The sequence below is a fragment of the Ekhidna sp. genome (assembly GCF_039960695.1).
GTDB lineage: Bacteria > Bacteroidota > Bacteroidia > Cytophagales > Cyclobacteriaceae > Ekhidna.
This window is the reverse complement of the sequence record NZ_JBDVKP010000020.1, coordinates 53,456-72,056: the sequence shown is the minus strand read 5'-3', so window position 1 is coordinate 72,056 and position 18,601 is coordinate 53,456. Positions and strand designations below refer to the sequence as shown.

Annotated in this window: 19 protein-coding genes; 7 read left to right on the top strand and 12 right to left on the bottom strand. The window is 38.7% G+C overall.

Annotated elements, in window-relative coordinates; translation table 11 throughout:
• The first annotated feature begins 16 nt into the window (after positions 1 to 16).
• Both pyrR and ABJG98_RS16525 read left to right on the top strand, forming a co-directional pair.
• On the top strand, positions 17 to 559 hold the full coding sequence (gene pyrR / locus ABJG98_RS16530) for a bifunctional pyr operon transcriptional regulator/uracil phosphoribosyltransferase PyrR (protein ID WP_348280652.1): 543 nt from the start codon (positions 17 to 19) through the stop codon (positions 557 to 559).
• Positions 556 to 1,479 carry an aspartate carbamoyltransferase catalytic subunit gene (locus ABJG98_RS16525; protein WP_348280651.1) on the top strand — a complete coding sequence of 308 codons (924 nt, stop codon included), beginning with the start codon at positions 556 to 558 and terminating at the stop codon, positions 1,477 to 1,479. Before pyrR ends, ABJG98_RS16525 begins: the two co-directional genes overlap by 4 nt.
• A gap of 1 nt (position 1,480) precedes the next feature.
• Here ABJG98_RS16525 and purB read toward each other — a convergent pair whose 3' ends face one another.
• Positions 1,481 to 2,824 (bottom strand): adenylosuccinate lyase, encoded by a 1,344-nt coding sequence (purB, locus tag ABJG98_RS16520; RefSeq protein WP_348280650.1) that lies wholly within the window; start codon positions 2,822 to 2,824, stop codon positions 1,481 to 1,483.
• A gap of 98 nt (positions 2,825 to 2,922) precedes the next feature.
• On the opposite strand from purB, the gene ABJG98_RS16515 reads away from it, so the two are divergent.
• Positions 2,923 to 3,996 (top strand): ferredoxin--NADP reductase, encoded by a 1,074-nt coding sequence (locus ABJG98_RS16515; RefSeq protein WP_348280649.1) that lies wholly within the window; start codon positions 2,923 to 2,925, stop codon positions 3,994 to 3,996.
• Here the strand turns inward: ABJG98_RS16515 and ABJG98_RS16510 are convergent.
• Positions 3,993 to 6,224, bottom strand: a complete 2,232-nt coding sequence (locus ABJG98_RS16510) for an ATP-binding protein (RefSeq protein ID WP_348280648.1) — start codon at positions 6,222 to 6,224, stop codon at positions 3,993 to 3,995. The genes ABJG98_RS16515 and ABJG98_RS16510 overlap by 4 nt on opposite strands.
• Before the next feature lie 127 nt (positions 6,225 to 6,351).
• Here ABJG98_RS16510 and ABJG98_RS16505 point away from each other — a divergent pair, with 127 nt between their 5' ends.
• Positions 6,352 to 8,853: a M14 family metallopeptidase gene (locus tag ABJG98_RS16505; protein ID WP_348280647.1), complete on the top strand. Its 2,502-nt coding sequence runs from the start codon at positions 6,352 to 6,354 to the stop codon at positions 8,851 to 8,853.
• Positions 8,854 to 8,881: 28 nt separating this feature from the next.
• Here the strand turns inward: ABJG98_RS16505 and ABJG98_RS16500 are convergent, their stop codons facing one another.
• Genes ABJG98_RS16500 through ABJG98_RS16480 form a run of 5 tightly spaced genes read right to left on the bottom strand, consistent with a single transcriptional unit; the run spans position 8,882 to position 11,506 of the window.
• Positions 8,882 to 9,037: an Arc family DNA binding domain-containing protein gene (locus tag ABJG98_RS16500; protein WP_348280646.1), complete on the bottom strand. Its 156-nt coding sequence runs from the start codon at positions 9,035 to 9,037 to the stop codon at positions 8,882 to 8,884.
• Complete coding sequence (locus ABJG98_RS16495; protein ID WP_348280645.1) at positions 9,030 to 9,536, bottom strand: hypothetical protein; 507 nt, start codon at positions 9,534 to 9,536, stop codon at positions 9,030 to 9,032. The genes ABJG98_RS16500 and ABJG98_RS16495 overlap by 8 nt, the downstream gene beginning before the upstream one ends.
• A 13-nt stretch (positions 9,537 to 9,549) precedes the next feature.
• Positions 9,550 to 9,702: a hypothetical protein gene (locus ABJG98_RS16490; protein ID WP_348280644.1), complete on the bottom strand. Its 153-nt coding sequence runs from the start codon at positions 9,700 to 9,702 to the stop codon at positions 9,550 to 9,552.
• 5 nt (positions 9,703 to 9,707) lie between these two features.
• Complete coding sequence (locus ABJG98_RS16485) at positions 9,708 to 10,565, bottom strand: SPFH domain-containing protein (protein WP_348280643.1); 858 nt, start codon at positions 10,563 to 10,565, stop codon at positions 9,708 to 9,710.
• 11 nt (positions 10,566 to 10,576) lie between these two features.
• Positions 10,577 to 11,506 carry an alpha/beta fold hydrolase gene (locus ABJG98_RS16480; RefSeq protein ID WP_348280642.1) on the bottom strand — a complete coding sequence of 310 codons (930 nt, stop codon included), beginning with the start codon at positions 11,504 to 11,506 and terminating at the stop codon, positions 10,577 to 10,579.
• A gap of 95 nt (positions 11,507 to 11,601) precedes the next feature.
• Here ABJG98_RS16480 and ABJG98_RS16475 point away from each other — a divergent pair, with 95 nt between their 5' ends.
• Positions 11,602 to 12,111 carry a hypothetical protein gene (locus ABJG98_RS16475; RefSeq protein ID WP_348280641.1) on the top strand — a complete coding sequence of 170 codons (510 nt, stop codon included), beginning with the start codon at positions 11,602 to 11,604 and terminating at the stop codon, positions 12,109 to 12,111.
• Between the two features lie 32 nt (positions 12,112 to 12,143).
• On the opposite strand, the gene ABJG98_RS16470 is transcribed toward ABJG98_RS16475, so the two are convergent.
• Genes ABJG98_RS16470 through ABJG98_RS16460 form a run of 3 tightly spaced genes read right to left on the bottom strand, consistent with a single transcriptional unit; the run spans position 12,144 to position 14,565 of the window.
• Positions 12,144 to 13,253 carry a hypothetical protein gene (locus ABJG98_RS16470; RefSeq protein ID WP_348280640.1) on the bottom strand — a complete coding sequence of 370 codons (1,110 nt, stop codon included), beginning with the start codon at positions 13,251 to 13,253 and terminating at the stop codon, positions 12,144 to 12,146.
• 42 nt (positions 13,254 to 13,295) lie between these two features.
• On the bottom strand, positions 13,296 to 13,997 hold the full coding sequence (locus ABJG98_RS16465) for a hypothetical protein (RefSeq protein WP_348280639.1): 702 nt from the start codon (positions 13,995 to 13,997) through the stop codon (positions 13,296 to 13,298).
• Positions 13,978 to 14,565, bottom strand: coding sequence for a sigma-70 family RNA polymerase sigma factor (locus ABJG98_RS16460; protein WP_348280638.1), 588 nt, complete (start codon positions 14,563 to 14,565; stop codon positions 13,978 to 13,980). The genes ABJG98_RS16465 and ABJG98_RS16460 overlap by 20 nt, the downstream gene beginning before the upstream one ends.
• A 611-nt stretch (positions 14,566 to 15,176) precedes the next feature.
• On the opposite strand from ABJG98_RS16460, the gene ABJG98_RS16455 reads away from it, so the two are divergent.
• Both ABJG98_RS16455 and ABJG98_RS16450 read left to right on the top strand, forming a co-directional pair.
• Positions 15,177 to 15,626: a helix-turn-helix domain-containing protein gene (locus tag ABJG98_RS16455; protein ID WP_348280637.1), complete on the top strand. Its 450-nt coding sequence runs from the start codon at positions 15,177 to 15,179 to the stop codon at positions 15,624 to 15,626.
• Between the two features lie 142 nt (positions 15,627 to 15,768).
• Positions 15,769 to 16,545 (top strand): helix-turn-helix domain-containing protein, encoded by a 777-nt coding sequence (locus ABJG98_RS16450; protein ID WP_348280636.1) that lies wholly within the window; start codon positions 15,769 to 15,771, stop codon positions 16,543 to 16,545.
• On the opposite strand, the gene ABJG98_RS16445 is transcribed toward ABJG98_RS16450, so the two are convergent.
• Together ABJG98_RS16445 and ABJG98_RS16440 are read right to left on the bottom strand one after the other, a co-directional pair.
• Positions 16,528 to 17,493, bottom strand: coding sequence for a hypothetical protein (locus ABJG98_RS16445; protein WP_348280635.1), 966 nt, complete (start codon positions 17,491 to 17,493; stop codon positions 16,528 to 16,530). The genes ABJG98_RS16450 and ABJG98_RS16445 overlap by 18 nt on opposite strands.
• Positions 17,480 to 18,550 carry a DUF3179 domain-containing (seleno)protein gene (locus ABJG98_RS16440; RefSeq protein WP_348280634.1) on the bottom strand — a complete coding sequence of 357 codons (1,071 nt, stop codon included), beginning with the start codon at positions 18,548 to 18,550 and terminating at the stop codon, positions 17,480 to 17,482. Before ABJG98_RS16440 ends, ABJG98_RS16445 begins: the two co-directional genes overlap by 14 nt.
• Between the last annotated feature and the right edge of the window lie 51 nt (positions 18,551 to 18,601).

The window sequence follows — 18,601 nt, the reverse complement described above, 5'->3', positions numbered from 1 at the left end:
GCAGGAATAATTACCCATGCAAAAGCGCCTGCTTTTCGATAGTCCACTACTCAAGGTCACAATCAGCAGATTGTGCCAGCAACTCATTGAAGTTCATGGAGATTTTTCTCAATCTGTTATTATTGGCATGCAGCCTAGAGGGATTTATCTCGCTGAGCGTATAAGGGAAGAACTGAAGAGCCTTATTCACAATGATATTCACATGGGATATTTGGACACGACGTTCCATCGCGACGATTTTCGAAGAAGAGACGAACCAATTACGCCCAGTCAAACAAAAATCCCATTCCTTATTGAAAATAAAAATGTCGTATTGGTAGATGATGTGCTATTTACAGGACGCTCTGTGAGAGCAGCTTTAGATGCCATGAATACCTTCGGTAGGCCAGCTAAAGTTGAATTACTCGTCTTAATAGATAGGCTGTACAGTAGGCATATTCCTGTAGAAGCAAACTATGTAGGGAGAAAGGTAAATACCATACAATCTCAAAAGGTGCTGGTGGAATTGGATGAAAAACAAAAAGAAGACCATATTTGGTTAATCACGAAAGAAGAATGAGCCAACTCAAAACCAAACACCTCTTAGGTATCAAGAACCTCGACAGAGAGGACATAGAACTCATTTTTCAAACAGCAACCAATTTCAAAGAAGTAATAAATAGACCAATCAAGAAGGTTCCATCACTTAGAGATGTAACTGTTGCGAATGTCTTCTTTGAAAACTCCACACGGACGAAGCTTTCATTCGAGCTTGCGGAAAAAAGACTATCAGCTGATGTAATCAACTTCTCTGCTTCAGGAAGCTCAGTCAAGAAGGGGGAAACATTACTTGATACTGTCAATAATATTTTAGCTATGAAAGTGGATATTGTTGTCATGCGACACTCAAGCCCAGGAGCGCCACACTTTCTAGCCAAGCATATCGACGCCAACATTATTAACGCCGGGGATGGTACTCATGAACATCCTACGCAAGCATTGTTAGATACCTTTTCAATCCAGGAAACCTACGGACACGTAGAAGGTAAAAAGGTCGTCATTGTAGGAGATATTCTCCATTCACGAGTAGCACTTTCTAACATATTCGCCTTACAAACATTGGGTGCCGAAGTAATGGTATGTGGACCAGCAACTTTACTACCTAAACACATAGGAGCGCTTGGTGTGAAAGTAGAGACAGACATACGCAAAGCGTTACAATGGTGTGATGTGGCAAATATTCTTCGGATTCAGTTGGAAAGACAGCAAATGAGGTACTTCCCATCACTTAGAGAGTATTCACAGTATTTTGGTGTAAATAAGCAACTACTGGATTCGCTAAACAAAGAAATCACAATAATGCACCCAGGTCCAATTAATCGGGGAGTTGAAATCACTAGTGATGTAGCAGATTCTGATCACTCGATCATTCTTCGACAAGTTGAGAATGGTGTAGCAGTCAGGATGGCGGTATTATACCTACTAGCTGGAGTAGCTTAAACTATCTGCCTGTATAGTTATATGGAGTGATTGTCTTCAATTCAGATTTGATTTCATCAGAAACATTAAGTCCATCTATAAATACTTGAATGGATACTTCAGTAATAGCTTCATTGGTTCTTGTAAGGGCTTTTAACGCTTCATATGGCTTGGGGTAACCCTCTCGCCTCAGAATGGTTTGAATGGCCTCAGCAACCACTGCCCAGTTATCATTCAAATCGGCACGAATGACCCCCTCGTTAGCATTTATTTTGGAAAGACCTTTTTCCAAAGAAAGAAGTGCGATAAATGTATGAGCAATGGGAACGCCAATGTTTCGCAAAACTGTCGAATCTGTTAAGTCTCGTTGCAAACGAGAAATTGGAAGCTTTGCACTTAGATGCTCAAAAAGCGCATTAGCAATTCCTAGATTACCTTCAGCATTTTCAAAGTCAATTGGATTCACTTTGTGGGGCATTGCTGAAGATCCAACCTCATTTTTAGCAATGGTTTGTGTGAAATAATTCATCGAGATGTATTGCCAAACATCTCTACTAAAATCGATGAGGATTGCGTTGATACGTTTTAAACCATCAAAAAGTGCAGCTAAATGATCGTAATGCTCTATTTGAGTGGTAGGATGACTTCTTTTAAGGCCTAGTTTCTCAGACACAAATTTATTCCCGAAAGCATGCCAATCCTGATTTGGATAAGCCACATTGTGTGCATTAAAGTTACCTGTAGCTCCTCCGAATTTTGCTGCATACGGGATATGTTTAAGTAGCTGAAGTTGCTCTTTTAACCTTTCAACAAACACCATGATTTCTTTTCCAAGTTTGGTTGGAGATGCAGGTTGGCCGTGTGTTTTGGCAAGCATTGGTATAGCATCCCAGTTAGATGCTTTGCCTTCAAGGTCTAAAATCAACGCTTCTAATTTTGGTAAAAAAGAGTGTTCTAGTGCCTCTTTTAAAGAAAGAGGAATAGATGTGTTATTTATGTCCTGCGAAGTGAGACCAAAATGAATGAATTCTTTGAAGTCTTTTAACCCCAATTGGTCAAATTTTTCTTTAATAAAGTATTCAACCGCTTTTACATCATGGTTGGTCGTCTTTTCAATTTCCTTTATTGACTCAGCGTCTTCAAGTGAAAAAGACTCATAGATGTTCTCAAGATCTTGATTGTTGGTAGGGTTATAATTTTTCAATTGCGGAATACCACTTTCATACAAAGCGATGAAATAAAGCACTTCTACCTTTACACGATATTGTATGAGGGCTTTTTCAGAGAAGAAGTCTGCTAGTTGAGATACTTTAGATCTGTATCTTCCGTCAATTGGCGAAATGCCTTCTAGTGGATTGAAATTCATGAATTTATGTTCGATAAAAGGAACACAAAAGTACCTCATCATGTTTACTTGCCTGACCTGATAAGGAGAATTATCTTTGCGCCCTTAAAATTGACAATATGGCATTTTCATTATTCAAGAAAAACAAGAAAAAGAAAGACGACAGATATCAAACTCTTACGATCAAGGAGGTGGTCAATGTTGCACAAGATGCTGTTAACCTCGTTTTTGAAAAACCTGAAGCATTCGCTTACGAACCTGGTCAATTTATTACTATCATCAAAGAAGTAAACGGAAAGAAAATCCGTAGAGCTTATTCTTTGTGTACGACCCCATTCGAAGATGAAAATCCGGCGGTAACTGTAAAGAGAGTTGAGGGTGGCGCTATGTCCAATGATCTGAATGATAATGCAAAGGCTGGCGATCAGTTAGAGATTATGGAGCCAATGGGCATGTTCACAACAGAATATAATCCATCAAATAAAAGAAACGCGATCTTTTTTGGTGGAGGAAGTGGTATTACACCCTTAATGTCAATCATTAGAACTGTATTGCTAAAAGAGCCTGAGAGTACAACTACTTTGGTTTATGGTAATCGAACTAAGAAATTTGTAATCTTTAAAGAACTAATTTCTAAGTTGGAGGAGGAGTATCCTGAGCGATTCAAAGCGATTCACATACTTGAGGAGGGTGAAGCAGATTATAATGGAAGACCTACTACTGAAATGGTTGGCGAAATATGCAAACAAGTTTCAGCCGATTCCAAATCAGAATTTTACATTTGTGGTCCTCAGCCGATGATGGATATCATTTCTTCAGGACTGGAGAAATTTGGTATTGCGAAAGAGTCCATTCGAATGGAGAGCTTTGAAGCTGGTAAAACTTCTCCTTCTGAAATCATTGATAAAGGCGTTGGATCAGAAAGTGAAGTAACCATATTGTTAGATGGTGAAGAATATTCCATTACTGTAAAGAAGAATGCCTCAGTTTTAGATACAGCTTTAGATAATGACTTGGACATGCCATACTCATGCCAAAGCGGACTTTGTACTGCCTGTAGAGGTAAATGTGTTGAAGGTAAAATTAGCATCGATGAAGCCGAAGGTCTTTCCCAGGAAGAACTGGATGAAGGTTATGTGCTTACTTGTGTTGGGAAGCCGCTCACAGATCGAATTAAGGTGGAAATGGGTTAGTCTGCTCTTTCAAAAATCAAATTAAAGGAGGTGCCATTGCCTGGTTTGCTATGGCACTCAATTTTTCCACCCATTGCTTCTATAAACTTGTAGGCAATAGACAATCCAAGACCAGTAGATTTCTCCTGATCCGTCGGTTTATTGCTGAGCGTGGTGTACGCTTGAAATAGACTTTTTTGCTCTTCTTCACTTATTCCAGGACCTTGGTCTTTTACCACGATTTCATGATGATTGTTTTCAGAAATGAGGGAAACTTCAATGCGCTTTCCTCTATCAGAAAATTTAATGGCATTGGAAAGTAAATTATCAATAACCTGAACTAGATAATTAGGATCTACCTCTGCAAAACACTCTTTCAATTTATCAATATTGTCAATGATTTTAATCTCCTTTTGGGAGGCTATGATGTCAAAATTGTGAATAGATTCATAGGTGAGTGAGGTCAGATTGGTTTTTTCGAGCTTCAGGTTAACCTTCATATTCTCTATCGCACTAATATCCAATACCCGATCTATCATATTCCGCATACGCTCAGAAGATGCGCCTAGCAGCTCAACGTATTTTTTCAAGTTTTTGTCTGGGTGATTTTTGGCAACATCTTGAAATAAAGTCATCAATCCGATGATCATGTTTAGTGGATTTCGTAGGTCATGTGCCACTATTCCCATCAGCTTATTTTTCTCATCATTGAGCCATTTTAATTTTTTATTTTGTTTTTGAATGAAAAAATAGGACCTGGCCAATGTAGTGGCTAACAAAATGAATAGTGCCAATGCAAGTAAAACCAGCCTGTTTTCTCGCGATTTTGCTTCAATTTCTTCTGTAAACTTCTTTTCCGACTCTAAACGTTCCTGTTCCATAGCCGCTACTTGTTTTCGAAACTCGTATTCCGCAGCTAATTGAGTAGCTTTTTCAACATTACTTTCCTTATAAATTGAGTCAGTTAGGGATTGATATTCTTCCAGGTATTTGATGGCTTCACCTTGATTTCCATAATTTTTGTGAAATTCATAAAATGCATAAAGCCCATCTTTGATTTCTGTTCTTAAGCTGGCGTCCTTACTTATTTTCAATGCTTCTTGAAGCTCAACTTGTGCTTCTGCATGTTTTCCTTGCTTAGAATAGAGGATTCCTAAATCTTTTTTTACTGATGCGAGTACCGCCACATCTTCACAGATGGTTGCAGTTTTTAATGCCCGATTTAAATAGTACTCAGCAGAATCTAATTTCGTCAGAGCTATGTATATAGCTCCCATTCCTTCCAATGGGTAACTCTCAAAGCATGGGTAGGTTTCAGACAAATCAATAGCGAGAGATTGCTTTAAGAGACTAATTGACTTAATGGTATCACCGTTAGTCAAATGAATATATGAAAGGTTATTGAGCAGTGTAGCTTCATTGCCTATCATATTATGAATACGTGCTTTCTCAAGCGCATCACTGTAATACTGCATGGCCATTTCGGAGTTATTCATGTTATCATAAATGACTCCCAAATTGTTATTTATGAGTATTTCTCCATCAATGTCACCTGACTTGATTGATAAGTCTCTAGCTTCAAGATAGCTGTCCAGTGCTTCAGAATACAGCCCTTTTTGATCGTAAATAATACCTATTTGATTCAAGACCTGACCGATCTCTTTTGTTAACCCACCTTCTTCAAACGATTTTTTGGCCATTTGTGCCCATTTCAAGGCATCTACGTTTTTTCCTCTTATGTTATAAATGTTTGCTAAAGCATAAGCGGAATTACCTCCTTCCTTATGCACTTTATTTTCTGAAGCTATTTCATAAGATCTTTTGTATGCTGAAATAGCGGAGTCTATTACATTCTCGATTTCATAAGCAATGCCAATAAAATAATGTGCGTTTGCAGCGTGACTCATCATTTCATTATCCAAATATCGTACTGCACCACGATTCATAAGCACAATTGCAGAATCTAAATCTGTACTCGAGTAATATATGCCCGTTAGTAATTCAGATCTACTTTTATGCTTTATTGATGTTACCTTCTTCCCAATTTCAAAAGCTTGCCTGGCATATTCTAGTTGCTGTTCTGAATCATCGACAGTGTTGTAAGCTAGTTGGATGAGAATATTAATCTTTGTTGTATCAACTGTTGCCTCTTGTAGTGCATTCTTTAAACTATCCGCAGCAACGTTTTGTCCAAAGACTGGACAAAAAGCCAGCAAAAGCAAAAAGAACAGATGGTTGATTTTGATCATGATATAATTAGCCGGTATTTCAAATATAATCTTTTGATTACCTCAAAAGAAGAGACCGCCCAACACTTTTCGGTTTGTTGGCATACTTTATCGATTTAATTTGGTGACTTTATAAATATAAGACTATATGAAGACACTTCTAAGCATCCTCTCATTTTTACCGGTAGTGCTATTTGCTCAAATACAGAGTCCGAAAGACTTTTTAGGCTATGGCTTAGGAGAGAAATTTTCACGTCATCATCAAGTTGTGGATTACTACAAGCATGTATCTACGAACTCAGAAAAAGTAACCCTTCAGCAATATGGAATGACCTATGAAAACAGGCCCCTTTTATTGGCATACGTGTCTTCGCAGAAAAATTTAGAAAATCTTGAAAACATCAGGTTGGACAATCTAAAACGAGCAGGTATTGTTGAGGGCACTCCTTCAACCAATATTCCGATTATATGGCTTAGTTACAATGTGCATGGCAATGAATCCTCTTCGACAGAGGCATCTATGGCTACTATTTATGAACTAATTAGGGATGGATCGGATAAAAATGATTGGTTGGAGAAAGCTGTTATTGTAATCGATCCATGTATAAACCCTGATGGAAGAGATAGATATGTGAATTTCTTCTGGCAAAACGGGAGTCAGCCGTATAATCCGGATCCAAATGCACTAGAACATAATGAACCATGGCCGGGAGGTAGGGCAAATCATTATTTATTTGATTTAAATAGAGATTGGGCATGGCAAACACAAATAGAATCACAAAGCAGAATCAAAGTGTACAATCAGTGGCTTCCTCAGATTCATGTGGATTTTCATGAACAAGGGATAAACTCACCTTACTACTTTGCTCCGGCAGCTCAACCATATCATGAATTGCTCACACAATTTCAACGAGATTTTCAGGAGGAGATTGGTCGGAACCACGCTAAGTATTTTGATGAAAACAATTGGTTCTATTTCACAAAGCAGTTTTTTGATTTGCTATATCCTAGTTATGGAGATACCTATCCGAGCTATAATGGAGCTATCGGGATGACTTATGAGCAAGCAGGACATGGCAGGGCTGGCTTAGGGATCATCAAACAGGAAGGAGACAGTTTGACACTCAAGGATCGAATTGCTCATCATTACACGACAGGCTTGTCAACCATAGAAATAGCAGTAGACAATTCAGATCGTTTATTGAATCAGTTTGGTAGATTCTTTGGGGATAATACCTCATTGAAGTACAAGACATTTGTATTGAAGTATGATGGCAATATGGATAAATTTCGTGCGCTAAAGTCTTGGTTGGACGATCAGGGAATTGAATATGGAAGTGCTACTGGCCGAGGTGTAAAAGGATATGATTATAAAACTGGTAGAGAAACAAGCTTTTCTATAAGCTCCAATGATTTGGTCATTAATATGAATCAGCCAAAAGCGACGCTTGCTCAAATTTTAATGGAGCCACAGACTAAATTGGTAGATTCAGTAACTTATGATATCACAGCCTGGGGAGTTCCATATGCATATGGAATTCAGGCGTACGCATCACAGCAAATGATTACTGTGAAGGAATCAAATCCCAAAGCTTTTAATCCTGCAGTGCGACCTAATAAAGCCTACGCCTTTGTTAGTAAATGGAGCAGCATGGATGATGCTCGATTTCTTGCTACTCTTCTCAAGGCAGATATTAAGGTTCGCTTTAGTCAGAAACCCATGACGAATAAAGGTCAGTTTTTTGACCGTGGAAGTTTGATCATAGCTAAGCGTGACAATAAGGCTGTGTCTGATTTTGAATCTACTATTATTGAACTTAGCAATAAGCACAAGCGATCACTTTCTGTCATTCAGACAGGGTTTATGGATGCCGGGCCAGACATTGGTTCTTCGGAAGTTCGATACCTAAAGCGACCAAAAATTGCCTTGTTGGGAGGAAATGGTACTTCGTCTCTAGCTTTTGGTGCTACCTGGCATTTTATGGAGCAAGAATTGGAGTATCCTGTGACCATTTTAGGAACAGACTATTTCAGCCGTGTGAATCTTTCCGATTATGGTGTGGTGATTATGCAAAGTGGCTGGTATGGCAGCTTCGGTGAGCGAGAGATGAAAAAGTTGATGGATTGGGTTTCAGCTGGCGGCAAGCTAATAGCGGTGGATGGTGCCCTCAACAAGCTGAAGGACACTGATTATTCTTCCCTTTCAGCACATGTGAATGATGCAGCAAAGAAAGCTGCGGAAAAAGAAGATACAGAGCGGGATGAGAAAGCGCGATTAGTAGCTTTTGAAAATCAGGAAAGAGAATTCATCAAAGGATTTTCACCGGGAGCTATTTACAAAGTGAAAATGGATAAGACCCATCCGTTAGCTTTCGGGTATGGCGATTTGTACTATACGTTGAAAACAGGATCGCGACGTGTGGCATATCTAGATGGAAATAACGTTGGTATTGTGGTGGCCAAAGAAGATCTTCTTAGTGGATTTGCCGGGCAATATGCAAAGGAAGATATGGCAGAATCACTTGTATTTGGTGTGGAAAATAAGGGAAGAGGTCAGATTGTACACATTGTAGATAATCCACTCTTTAGATCATTTTGGCAAAACGGAAAGCTGCTAATGGTGAATGCGATGTTCTTTGTGGGGCAGTAAAAACAAATAAGCCGATCATTGATCGGCTTTACTTTTCTTTTAACCTTCCATTTTCTTTCAACGCTTTGTGGATGATCCACTCAATCTGTCCGTTGGTTGAGCGAAATTCGTCTCCAGCCCATTTTTCCAGAGCCTTCATTGTGTCTTCGTTTAGACGAAGTGCAAAAGGTTTTTTCTTAGCCATCTAGTCCCCAGTTTTCCTTCAATCTCCTCACGGCAAGTCTCATTTCATTTGGTTTTTGCGTTCCAATGAGCAATCTTTTATTGTTTTGCATGCGCAGTTGCAATCCATTGTCTCCTGCCACATTCAATGCCCTGCCAGATTTAAAACGGAAGCGATAGCCCCATCCACCATACTCTGCAATAGGCTTGTACTTCCTAACGTATATTTCTTTCACATCATCTTTGGAGACCTTCTTTTCGCTATTGACAAAAGGTGGGTATCGGTAGTAAAGATGATTCTGATCAATGGTTACATAAAGTTTAGAAGTATAAAATAATACCAGGATTCCCCCAGTCACTACCGCTGCGATAATTAACCCTGCAATACCTTCTGAGTCATTGTTAAACATCAAGCCTATTGCAGTACCTCCAATAGAAACAAGCAAAATACCTATTACTAAATACCACATCCAGGTCCCAACAAAGCTCTGTTCTTCCTTAAATAGCAGTTTCCCTTTCATGATTGTTTCAGGTTTATCTTTCTCTTTCCAGCATGACTGTGATTGAGCCATGATCACTTGAAAAGCTATTTACTTTCCATCCTTGACTGGTGCTATCATTCACTCTTTTTTCAAACTTATCAATCTTTTCAAAAGTCTTTTGCTTTATGAATTTGTAGTTGTTCATAACTTCTAGTGATTAAGAGTTCCCGAATTAACAACAGGTGCAACATCTTTATCTGCACAAAGAACAACCATAAGATTACTCACCATGGCGGCTTTTCGTTCTTCATCCAGCTCGATAACTTCTTTTTCTTTGAGTTGCTCCAAAGCCATTTCAACCATGCTTACTGCACCTTCCACAATTTTGTGTCTGGCCGCTACGATAGCGGTTGCTTGCTGCCGTCGGAGCATCGCGCTGGCAATTTCCTGAGCATAAGCCAAGTATCCTATTCGCGCTTCTAGAATCTCAATTCCTGCTATGGCCAATCTTTCATCAAGTTCTTTTTCCAAGTCTTCATTTACTTCTTTGATTCCTGATCGAAGCGTTACATCTGCTTGTTCATCGTCAAAGTTGTCATATGGATAACTCCCCGCAAGTTTCCTGACAGCAGCATCAGTTTGTACGCGTACAAAGTTTTCATAGTCATCTACCTCGAATGCCGCCGAAAAGGTGTCCTTTACTCGCCATACCAGAATAACCGAAATCATGATCGGGTTACCGATGCTGTCGTTAACTTTAATACGCTCACTGTCGAAGTTGCGCGCACGTAGGCTTATTCTTTTCTTCACATAAAAAGGATTTACCCAATAGAAACCGTTTGAACGCACGGTACCTATGTACTTACCAAAGAGTACTAAAACACGTGATCCATTGGGATTTACATAGAAGAAGCCAGGCATCATAATCAACCATGGTAGAAGCAATAATAACCAGAGTGGCTGTTGAGTTAGGGCCACCATTGTGATAAATGTCCCAAGCAGCGCGAGATTTATGAGTAAAGCAAGATAGCCTGAAGCTGGTGAATGATTTTTTTCATGTGATTGCATAGTAGTTGATTTTAAAGTTTGTCAATGAATTGAAGTATCCCAGTAATTAGTCCGTCACTCAGTGGTAATTCAGGATTATTGTACGTTGCTGCATTAGCAGCCAAATCATTTTCTGGTGCGTCTTTTAGCACATGATTCATACCATCAATAATTAGTAATTTCCCAGATGAATAAGCTTCTTTTAAACTATTGGCTTGGTTTTGATCAACTTGTAGATCTGTTGTGCCATTTATAATTAATACTGGGATGTCTAGTTTTTTAAGCTCTTCTGCTGGTGTGTATGCTATGTATGACCTCAGAAATGGCTGAATAACTGGGCCAAAAATTGAAATCAGATATGGATTAAATTTAGTAATGGTGTATCCGGCTTTCATAGAATCTATATTGATTCTTGCATCTTCTGCCCATACCGGAGATTGGATACCTAATTGTCTCACAATTGCTTCACCAGCATCTTCCCCTAGTCCGGCTAATGAGACGAATGCTTTTACATTTTTATTGTCTTGTGCAGCAAGAATACCTACCAATGATCCCTGGCTGTGACCAACAATGATCAAATTTCCATAGCCTTCGTTGGAGAGGAGGGTCAACCAACTTTTTGCATCGTTTACAAAATGATTGAACCTGATGGCTACTGGGTCAACTACGGCGGCTTTACTGGCAGCAATGCCACGCTTGTCGTAGCGCAATACAGCATATCCAGCTTCAGTAAGCTGATGAGCCACCATTTTCAATGAGTTATTGTTCAGGCCCAAGGCACTGTTCCCATTTCTATCAGTTGGCCCCGATCCTGCAATTAATAGAATAGCTGTGTTTGTTTCTCCAGCAGGAACACTTAATGTCCCTTTGAGAGCTCCAATTTCAACCGGATTTTCAGTGAATGACTGTCCATGAATTTGCAACTGGAAAATCATCAAGAGAAGTGAAATAGTCGCTTTCATATTTTAAATAGTAAGTGATATTAAAATGATATCATTGTAATATACGTCAATATTCTGAAAATGGTTGTGATTAAGATTTTTGGTTCATTTGTAGAATGGAAGTGAAACCCAATGACTGGAAGGATTATCATCATCAGATTTATCAGATTTATCATGGCATTATTGCCATTACTCTCATCCCATTTGCATTACTTTTTCTTGAGTGGGATTCAGGTGAGCGTAAGGCTGATGCCTCAATTGAAGGCCTCTCATTTATTTTGTTTGCTCAATTGATTTGGGTGATTGGCTATGCGTGCTGGTATGCATGGAAAGGAGAGAAGGTGCAATATCTGATTAGCGATGAAATGCTATTGAGTGAGAAGATGCAGGAATTTAAAAAAAGGAACTTGAGGAAATATGGGATCTTATCGCTTGGAGGGCTTATCGCGGCTGGCGCCATGTGGATTCAACCATCTTTTATATTTGTGATAGGATATTTTGCGGTGCTCGTTCAATATTCCTTCTTGAGGCCATCAGAAGATAAGTTTGTTCGCGATATGAGGTTGACCAAAGAAGAGCGGGACGCTTTGCATGATCAGACACAAAAAAAGCGTCACCTTTTTTGATGACGCTCTTGCTGGTTCTAAATGGTTATTTTCTAAAGAGTAATTCCAAAGCTCATTGCTGTCAGATGTGCATTTTGACCATTTGTATTTATTGGACCTCTGTTAGAAGAGAACACATCGTTTAAGTCAAAATTTGCAAATAGTTCTACACCTTTCCAGCCGATTTGCGCTCTAAGGCCATATCGGAAGTTTTCTAAGAAGAAATTATCACTTTCCTTGTCTTTATCTCTATTGCCGTCTTCTTTGAAGACAAACTTGGTATGGCTTCCAATTCTATAGCCCGCATAGCCGCCTAAGCCGAATCTGAATCCTTTTCGAGAGTATTTCTTGATTTTTAGGCCACCGGATTCTATGCTAGTAATTTTTCGTCTTCCTCTGGAAAAGTCAAACATAGGTACCACAGTGGCATTGATGTAAGAAGCTGTAAGCTTACTTTTCTGTCCACTTTGTGTTGCAGGTGCTAGATTGAATTCAATTTCATTTGCACCTTCCTGAATGATGTAGTCAGGGTCTTCTAATTTCCAGTTATACCAGTTTATTCCTAATCCCCATTCCAGGAAGAGCGGGCCACCTATCCAGGTTCTGTTGGTACTGTTTAGTCCAACGTACCATGATCCGAATGATTTTATGGAATATGGAGAGTTACCTTCAGGGAAACTTCCATTTTCTAGCCAATTATTTAGTCCTATGTCTACATTAAAATGATGTGTGGTTTTGTCCACTCTGTCAGCTTCATAAGTTACCTTCTTGCGATCTTCCCAATCGTTATCATCCCAATCGTCCATTTCATCTGGATCTACATCTACTTCTACGCCCCCAAGTTTAATACGCACCTCATCGTCATTGATCTTCCAATCTTTCATCTCAACCTCGCTATCATCATTCACATATGCTTTTCCATCTTGGATTTCCATATACTCCACACTATCTGAGAGTTGAGCGTTTAAATCTTTGACCATCTGGTTTATATCATAGTTTTCTAGAGCGGCTAAATCTGCTCTGCTCTTAGTGATGATCACAATTTTACTATTGTTATTCAATTCTATGATTACGGTATCCTGACTTGCCTTTACAGGATCTGTATTTGCAGCAGTAGCTGGAAGTATTAATATAACTGTTAAAAGGCTTAATAATAATTTCATCCTTCTATATTTATTATATGTTGTTTTCATGTTCTTAGTCTTTTATAATGAGCTTCTGTCCTTTTTACTTTTCAATCCACCATTTAGCAGATTGTCTTTTGCTGTTTTGATGTCAGCCAACATATTTCCCGGGTCAATCTTTTCCGTGAAAGCAATGAATTTCTTCAATACTCCTGTGGAATCATTTTTTTGAATTTCTTCTTTGGTGCTTTTACCTGCAGAGGCGATGTAGGTAATTTTCACTGCTCTAAAAGCTGGTTTTTCAATTTTAGCTTCCACCTCTTTTAATATCGCTGGCTCTTCCACTTCAGCAACTGCAGTTTTTACATCAATTTCCTCAATTTGAGGAACCACATCTTTTACGATTTCAGGCTTTTTATCATTTGCTTCATTCACAGCAAACTGAGGCTGTGGATCAGATTTCTTTTGAACCTTTTGAGCTGGTCGCACCGGCATTTTCTCTTCTTCCCTTGTTTCAATTACTGGAAGTTCGAAATCAGGTAATTCTTGATTTACCGGATGATTCACCTCCGATGCTATAGGGGTAAAATTTTGCTGAGAAGCTTCTGGCCACATTATCCACGAAATAAACAATATGGATACCGAAGCAGCCACCCAATATATGATAGGGGTTTTCTTAGGTCGAATCTGTTTTTCGACCTGAGACCATGATTTTGTGGAAGGTGTGACTTCCAGCTGGTCTAGTTTTTCCCTAAATAGCCGATCAATGTTTTGTTGATCCATTTGTGATATTATTTTCAAGTTCACTTTCCAATTCCGCCAGTTTGGTCTGTAACCATTTCCTAGCTCTGCTCAGCTGAGATTTCGAAGTATTTTCGCTGATATCCAGCTGCTTCGCTATCTCTGCATGACTATATCCCTCTATCGCATAGAGGTTAAAAACAGTCCTGTATCCTACAGGTAGTTCTCCTATCAGTTTGAGTAAGTCTTCTTTTTCTAGTGCGTCATCTATGACACTTAAGTTGGGACTATCTACTGCTGTTTCAATGTCCGTCTGCAGAGACATGTTTCTATTCTTTCGAATGTACATGAGGCAGTCATTGACAATGATTCGTCGTACCCAGCCTTCAAAGCTTCCCTCACTTTTAAACTGATCCATTTTTTCAAAAACCTTTACAATACCTCCGATCATCACATGTTCTGCTTCTTCACGGTCTTTTATGTATCTGAGGCACACTCCCAACATTTTGGGAGCCAGGCGATCGTATAAGCCACGCTGCGAGGAAGCTTTGCCTTTTCGGCAGCCTTCCAGCAGTTCTTCTTCGGTTAGTGACTTATTAATTCGCAGCATGGTTTTGACCTTCATGGGGTAGATGCAGCTATAAAGCTAATGGTTGCGTGGGGTGAAATTATTTAAAACAAAAAAAAGTCGGCAATAGCCGACTTTTTATTTAATTCTTTTAATCAATGATTTATTCATCATGATGCACATGATGCCTGTGGAACCTATTTTGTCTTTTCAGCAAAAACTGCCACATGCTTCTCCACATGTCATCAAACGCGTAATGTATTATGTTTTTGAAATTGAGCCAGTTGTCTCTTTTCTTCTTTACCATGATTTATGAATATAGCTGATGGTATTCCAAATGTACACTTTTCAACGAAAAAATAATATTTCCGGTTGCGCCGATTAAAATAACCTCTGAATTGTGAAACTGTATTCTTAGAATAGTTCAATATCTGTAATTGATGGAATAAAAAAAAGAGGGGTCAGATAGCAACCTGAAACCCCTCTGTTAAGTATGAAGAGGAATACAAGGATAGAGCGGAGCCTTTTTTGATAATTGTAAAAAAGGTTGAAACCACATAACTGTAAAAAAGAAGATTTTTCTCACGAATGAGGGTTGTTAGCTTTAATGCTTGTTTTAATAACAACTACACCAACTGAAAGTGAATTGGATAATGATTGCAATAGGTTTAACCCTAGTAGGTATTGCGCTAATATGGTATACAAAATATCGACCGAAAAAATCATTTGAAAATATCGATGAGAATGAAGAGGAAGAGTTGAATGAAATATTTAATAAAACTATTGATTTAATTACCTCCGAAAAGTACTTCCTAAATAAAAGTCTAAAGCTTTCAGATCTCGCAAGCGAGCTTTCCTATAACGAGAGGCAGCTTTCACGCTCTATTAACAAATTCAGCAACGGAAACTTTAATAAGTTCATCAACTCCTTTAGAATAGAGCATTCCAAAGAATTGTTAATTGGTGGCAATTTTGATCACTACACAATTGAGGCGATAGCCGATGATAGTGGCTTTTCCAATAAAGTTTCTTTCTACAATGCTTTTAAAAGTGAGACAGGAATGTCTCCGACGCAATTTCGCGCTTCAAAACAGTCGAAATAATCAATACCCTATGCCAATTTTGCGAAAATGTAAAAAAGCACGATCCTTTATATAAAGAATCACGATTCTTAACATATGTAGCTGAAAATCAATAAGTAGAGGGCCACCTAAATACGTTTTGGTTGAAATAAAATTCACCAAAATGTATACTCAAATAGGACTAAAAGAAAAGATTGCTATTGTAGAAGAAATCATACAGATAGCTGGAGAGGACAAAAAAAGGCCTCAGGTGCTTGTGCCAAATAATATGGCAGAGGTTTTCATTCCGTTAAGAACGGATATCACAATTAAATCTATCGGGAGTGTGAGGCCTCTCCTGCTCAGAGAAGGTGTCGGATACTTTTGTATGCCAAGAAGGAGGGGAGTAGAAATTGCTCTGGAGCCTAACGCCAGCTTAATGGTGATTAAAATCAATCCCATTTATGCAAATAAAATGGCCAGAGAGCTTAAAGAGGTTTCAAGTAGTGTTTTTGCACTTAACCTTTCATTAAGTCATAGAAAGGAATTAATAAAGGCCTGGGAAGGATCTAATACATATGTAGCGAGTGATATTGTAGAAGAAGCCTTGGAGACATCCCTGGACCTGTACGAATACAATGACACAATACTTAATTCGATTGAGCAAATAAGGGAGTCGTTTGGAAGGACTTCAGTTAAAGAGATTTACTCTTCTCTTAACGTGAGCAAATCTAAGCTAGAACAACACTTTAATAGAGAAGTAGGATTGACACCTAAGGAGTTTTGCAAAATTGAAAAAATAAATTTCTTTATTAATTCATATTTAGAGGAGCCTGGTCAAAGCTTAACCGAGCTCACTTATCAATGTGGATACTATGACCAATCCCACTTAATCAAAGACTTTAAATATTTTTTGAATACAAGCCCGAAGAGGTTCTTTCATTCACAATTCGCTATTTAATGGCGACTTTGTATTCACTCGATGAATAAGTTGAATAGTTAATCTTTTTGAGCTAGACAGTTGTTCTCCATCTACATTAGCGTAGAGCGGTAATTCAGCTCCAAGATTAAGTAAGACACTTGGGCTGAAGTTAAAGGTGAGTGCGGGCTTTATAAATAACCAATGACCGCCAGTATTAGGAATGAGTTGGTTGTCTACATGATCTGCCCAGTTTTTACGTGGAATGAATTCCATAGAAAGTGTTGTTATATAGTTTGCGACTATAAAATTTCTATTCAAGCCTAATCGAGCAACGAGTGAATTACCCGTCTTATACTCTTGAGATCCATTGTAATTAGTAAAAGTGCCTGTTTGCTGAAACAACGCAGATAGAAATAATGAAGTCTTATTGGAGAACTGATTGCTGTAGAAGAACCAGTAAAATTGATCAATAGAGCCTGTTCCTGGCTGCATATCAAGACTTAGAGTGATCCCATCAGAATCTTGTTGATCAGTGCTCCCAGAAGGTACTTTTATACCAGCACCCAGAGAGAATGAGGAGGCAGTTAACTGCGGGTCGGTGAGCTGATACTTGAGGAGTATAGATATATCTCCTATTCCTGAAGAATTTTCTTTAAAGATGGCATTGTTTGCTCCTTCTGTTTTGCGAATTTGCGAAACCCATGGCATGGTCAAATCTGCTGAAATCCTATTGCTAAATGAATAATTTAAGAGTAATAGAGTGGACGCAGTTGTTCTTTCTCTAGAATCGTTATTTATCTTATTTGGACCTCTTAAAAGCTGATCTAGAAAGTTCACATCACCGATAAGAATAGTTTGCCAGGTATTTTTGCTTGCTGGAGCTACACCGATATTAGAGCTGATTGGAACGCCACCCGAGCAACAATTCTGAGAAAGTACTGACTGTGAAATTAAAAGCATCAATAATATGAAGCTAATCCTGATCATGCGGATTGTATATTTCAATATTTGGAAACATAGCAGCTGCAGAAAACCAATAAGCCATGTAGCCTTGCGGTTTTGTAAGATTTGAATCGGCACCACTGACCAGGCTACCAAAGATGTTCCACCTATTATTTTCTTGCATCAGCATAAGCTCTGCACCTTCACGTATTGAGTAGTTAAGACCCTTGACATTATAATATGCCGTAATAAGTTCATGTTTTTTGTTAGAAATAATGATTATTTCCTTTCCAAGAATCGCATCTCTAATGACTTTGATTTCTTCATCAAACAAGTTTAATGGATAGGCTTTTGGAAATCCATCAACGAAAAGAACATAAACTTTTTCAAAGTTTTTTAATCGATTGTCTTTTGGTGAATATGGCCACAAAGGCGTGTTATGCTCCAGAATTGCCGCACTGAAAGCGTCTGAATAATCTTTGTCAAAGCCAGTATTAATATCGAGCACAACAAAGTCTGCAACAGACTTTTGCCATCCTTCCCATGTCATCTCTACTGTTCCTAGTGGAATGACCGATTCGCAAACATTCTCACCTTTGATTGAGGACAATTTCATTTGAGACCAAAAGTTATTTGTGGCACGGTTGTAATAAATCAAGTTTGAGTTGTGTAATAACCCTGACACGCCAAAAGAGTCATCATCATTTCTGCTTATTGCAACGGTACTGCCCGTCAAAGGACAAAATGTAAGGCTGTACTTAGCAGCACCTACTTGATCATTCGCCACCTCATGTCGATCCATTATTCTGTGAGGAAATAGACGGACTTGACCATTAATTTCAACTCCGATCAGTAAATCATCTCCGGAAAGAAAATTAGTTGCAGATTTATGGAGAAAATCTGGATTTTCAAGCGATGGTATTCCTTCTTTGCCAATACCCCCTCCAACTATTTCTGATGGCGGCAAAGACCAACCATCTGTTAGTGTACATTCAGTATCCGTTGGTGCTGGAGGGGTGTTTAATATATCCTCAAATTCAAGATCCTTCCCTCCACAGCGTACTAAAAATCCAATAATCAAAATTGAATAGAAGAATCTCATAATCAATAAGTTATAGTTATATAATTTACTGATCTCATCTCTCTTTTCCTC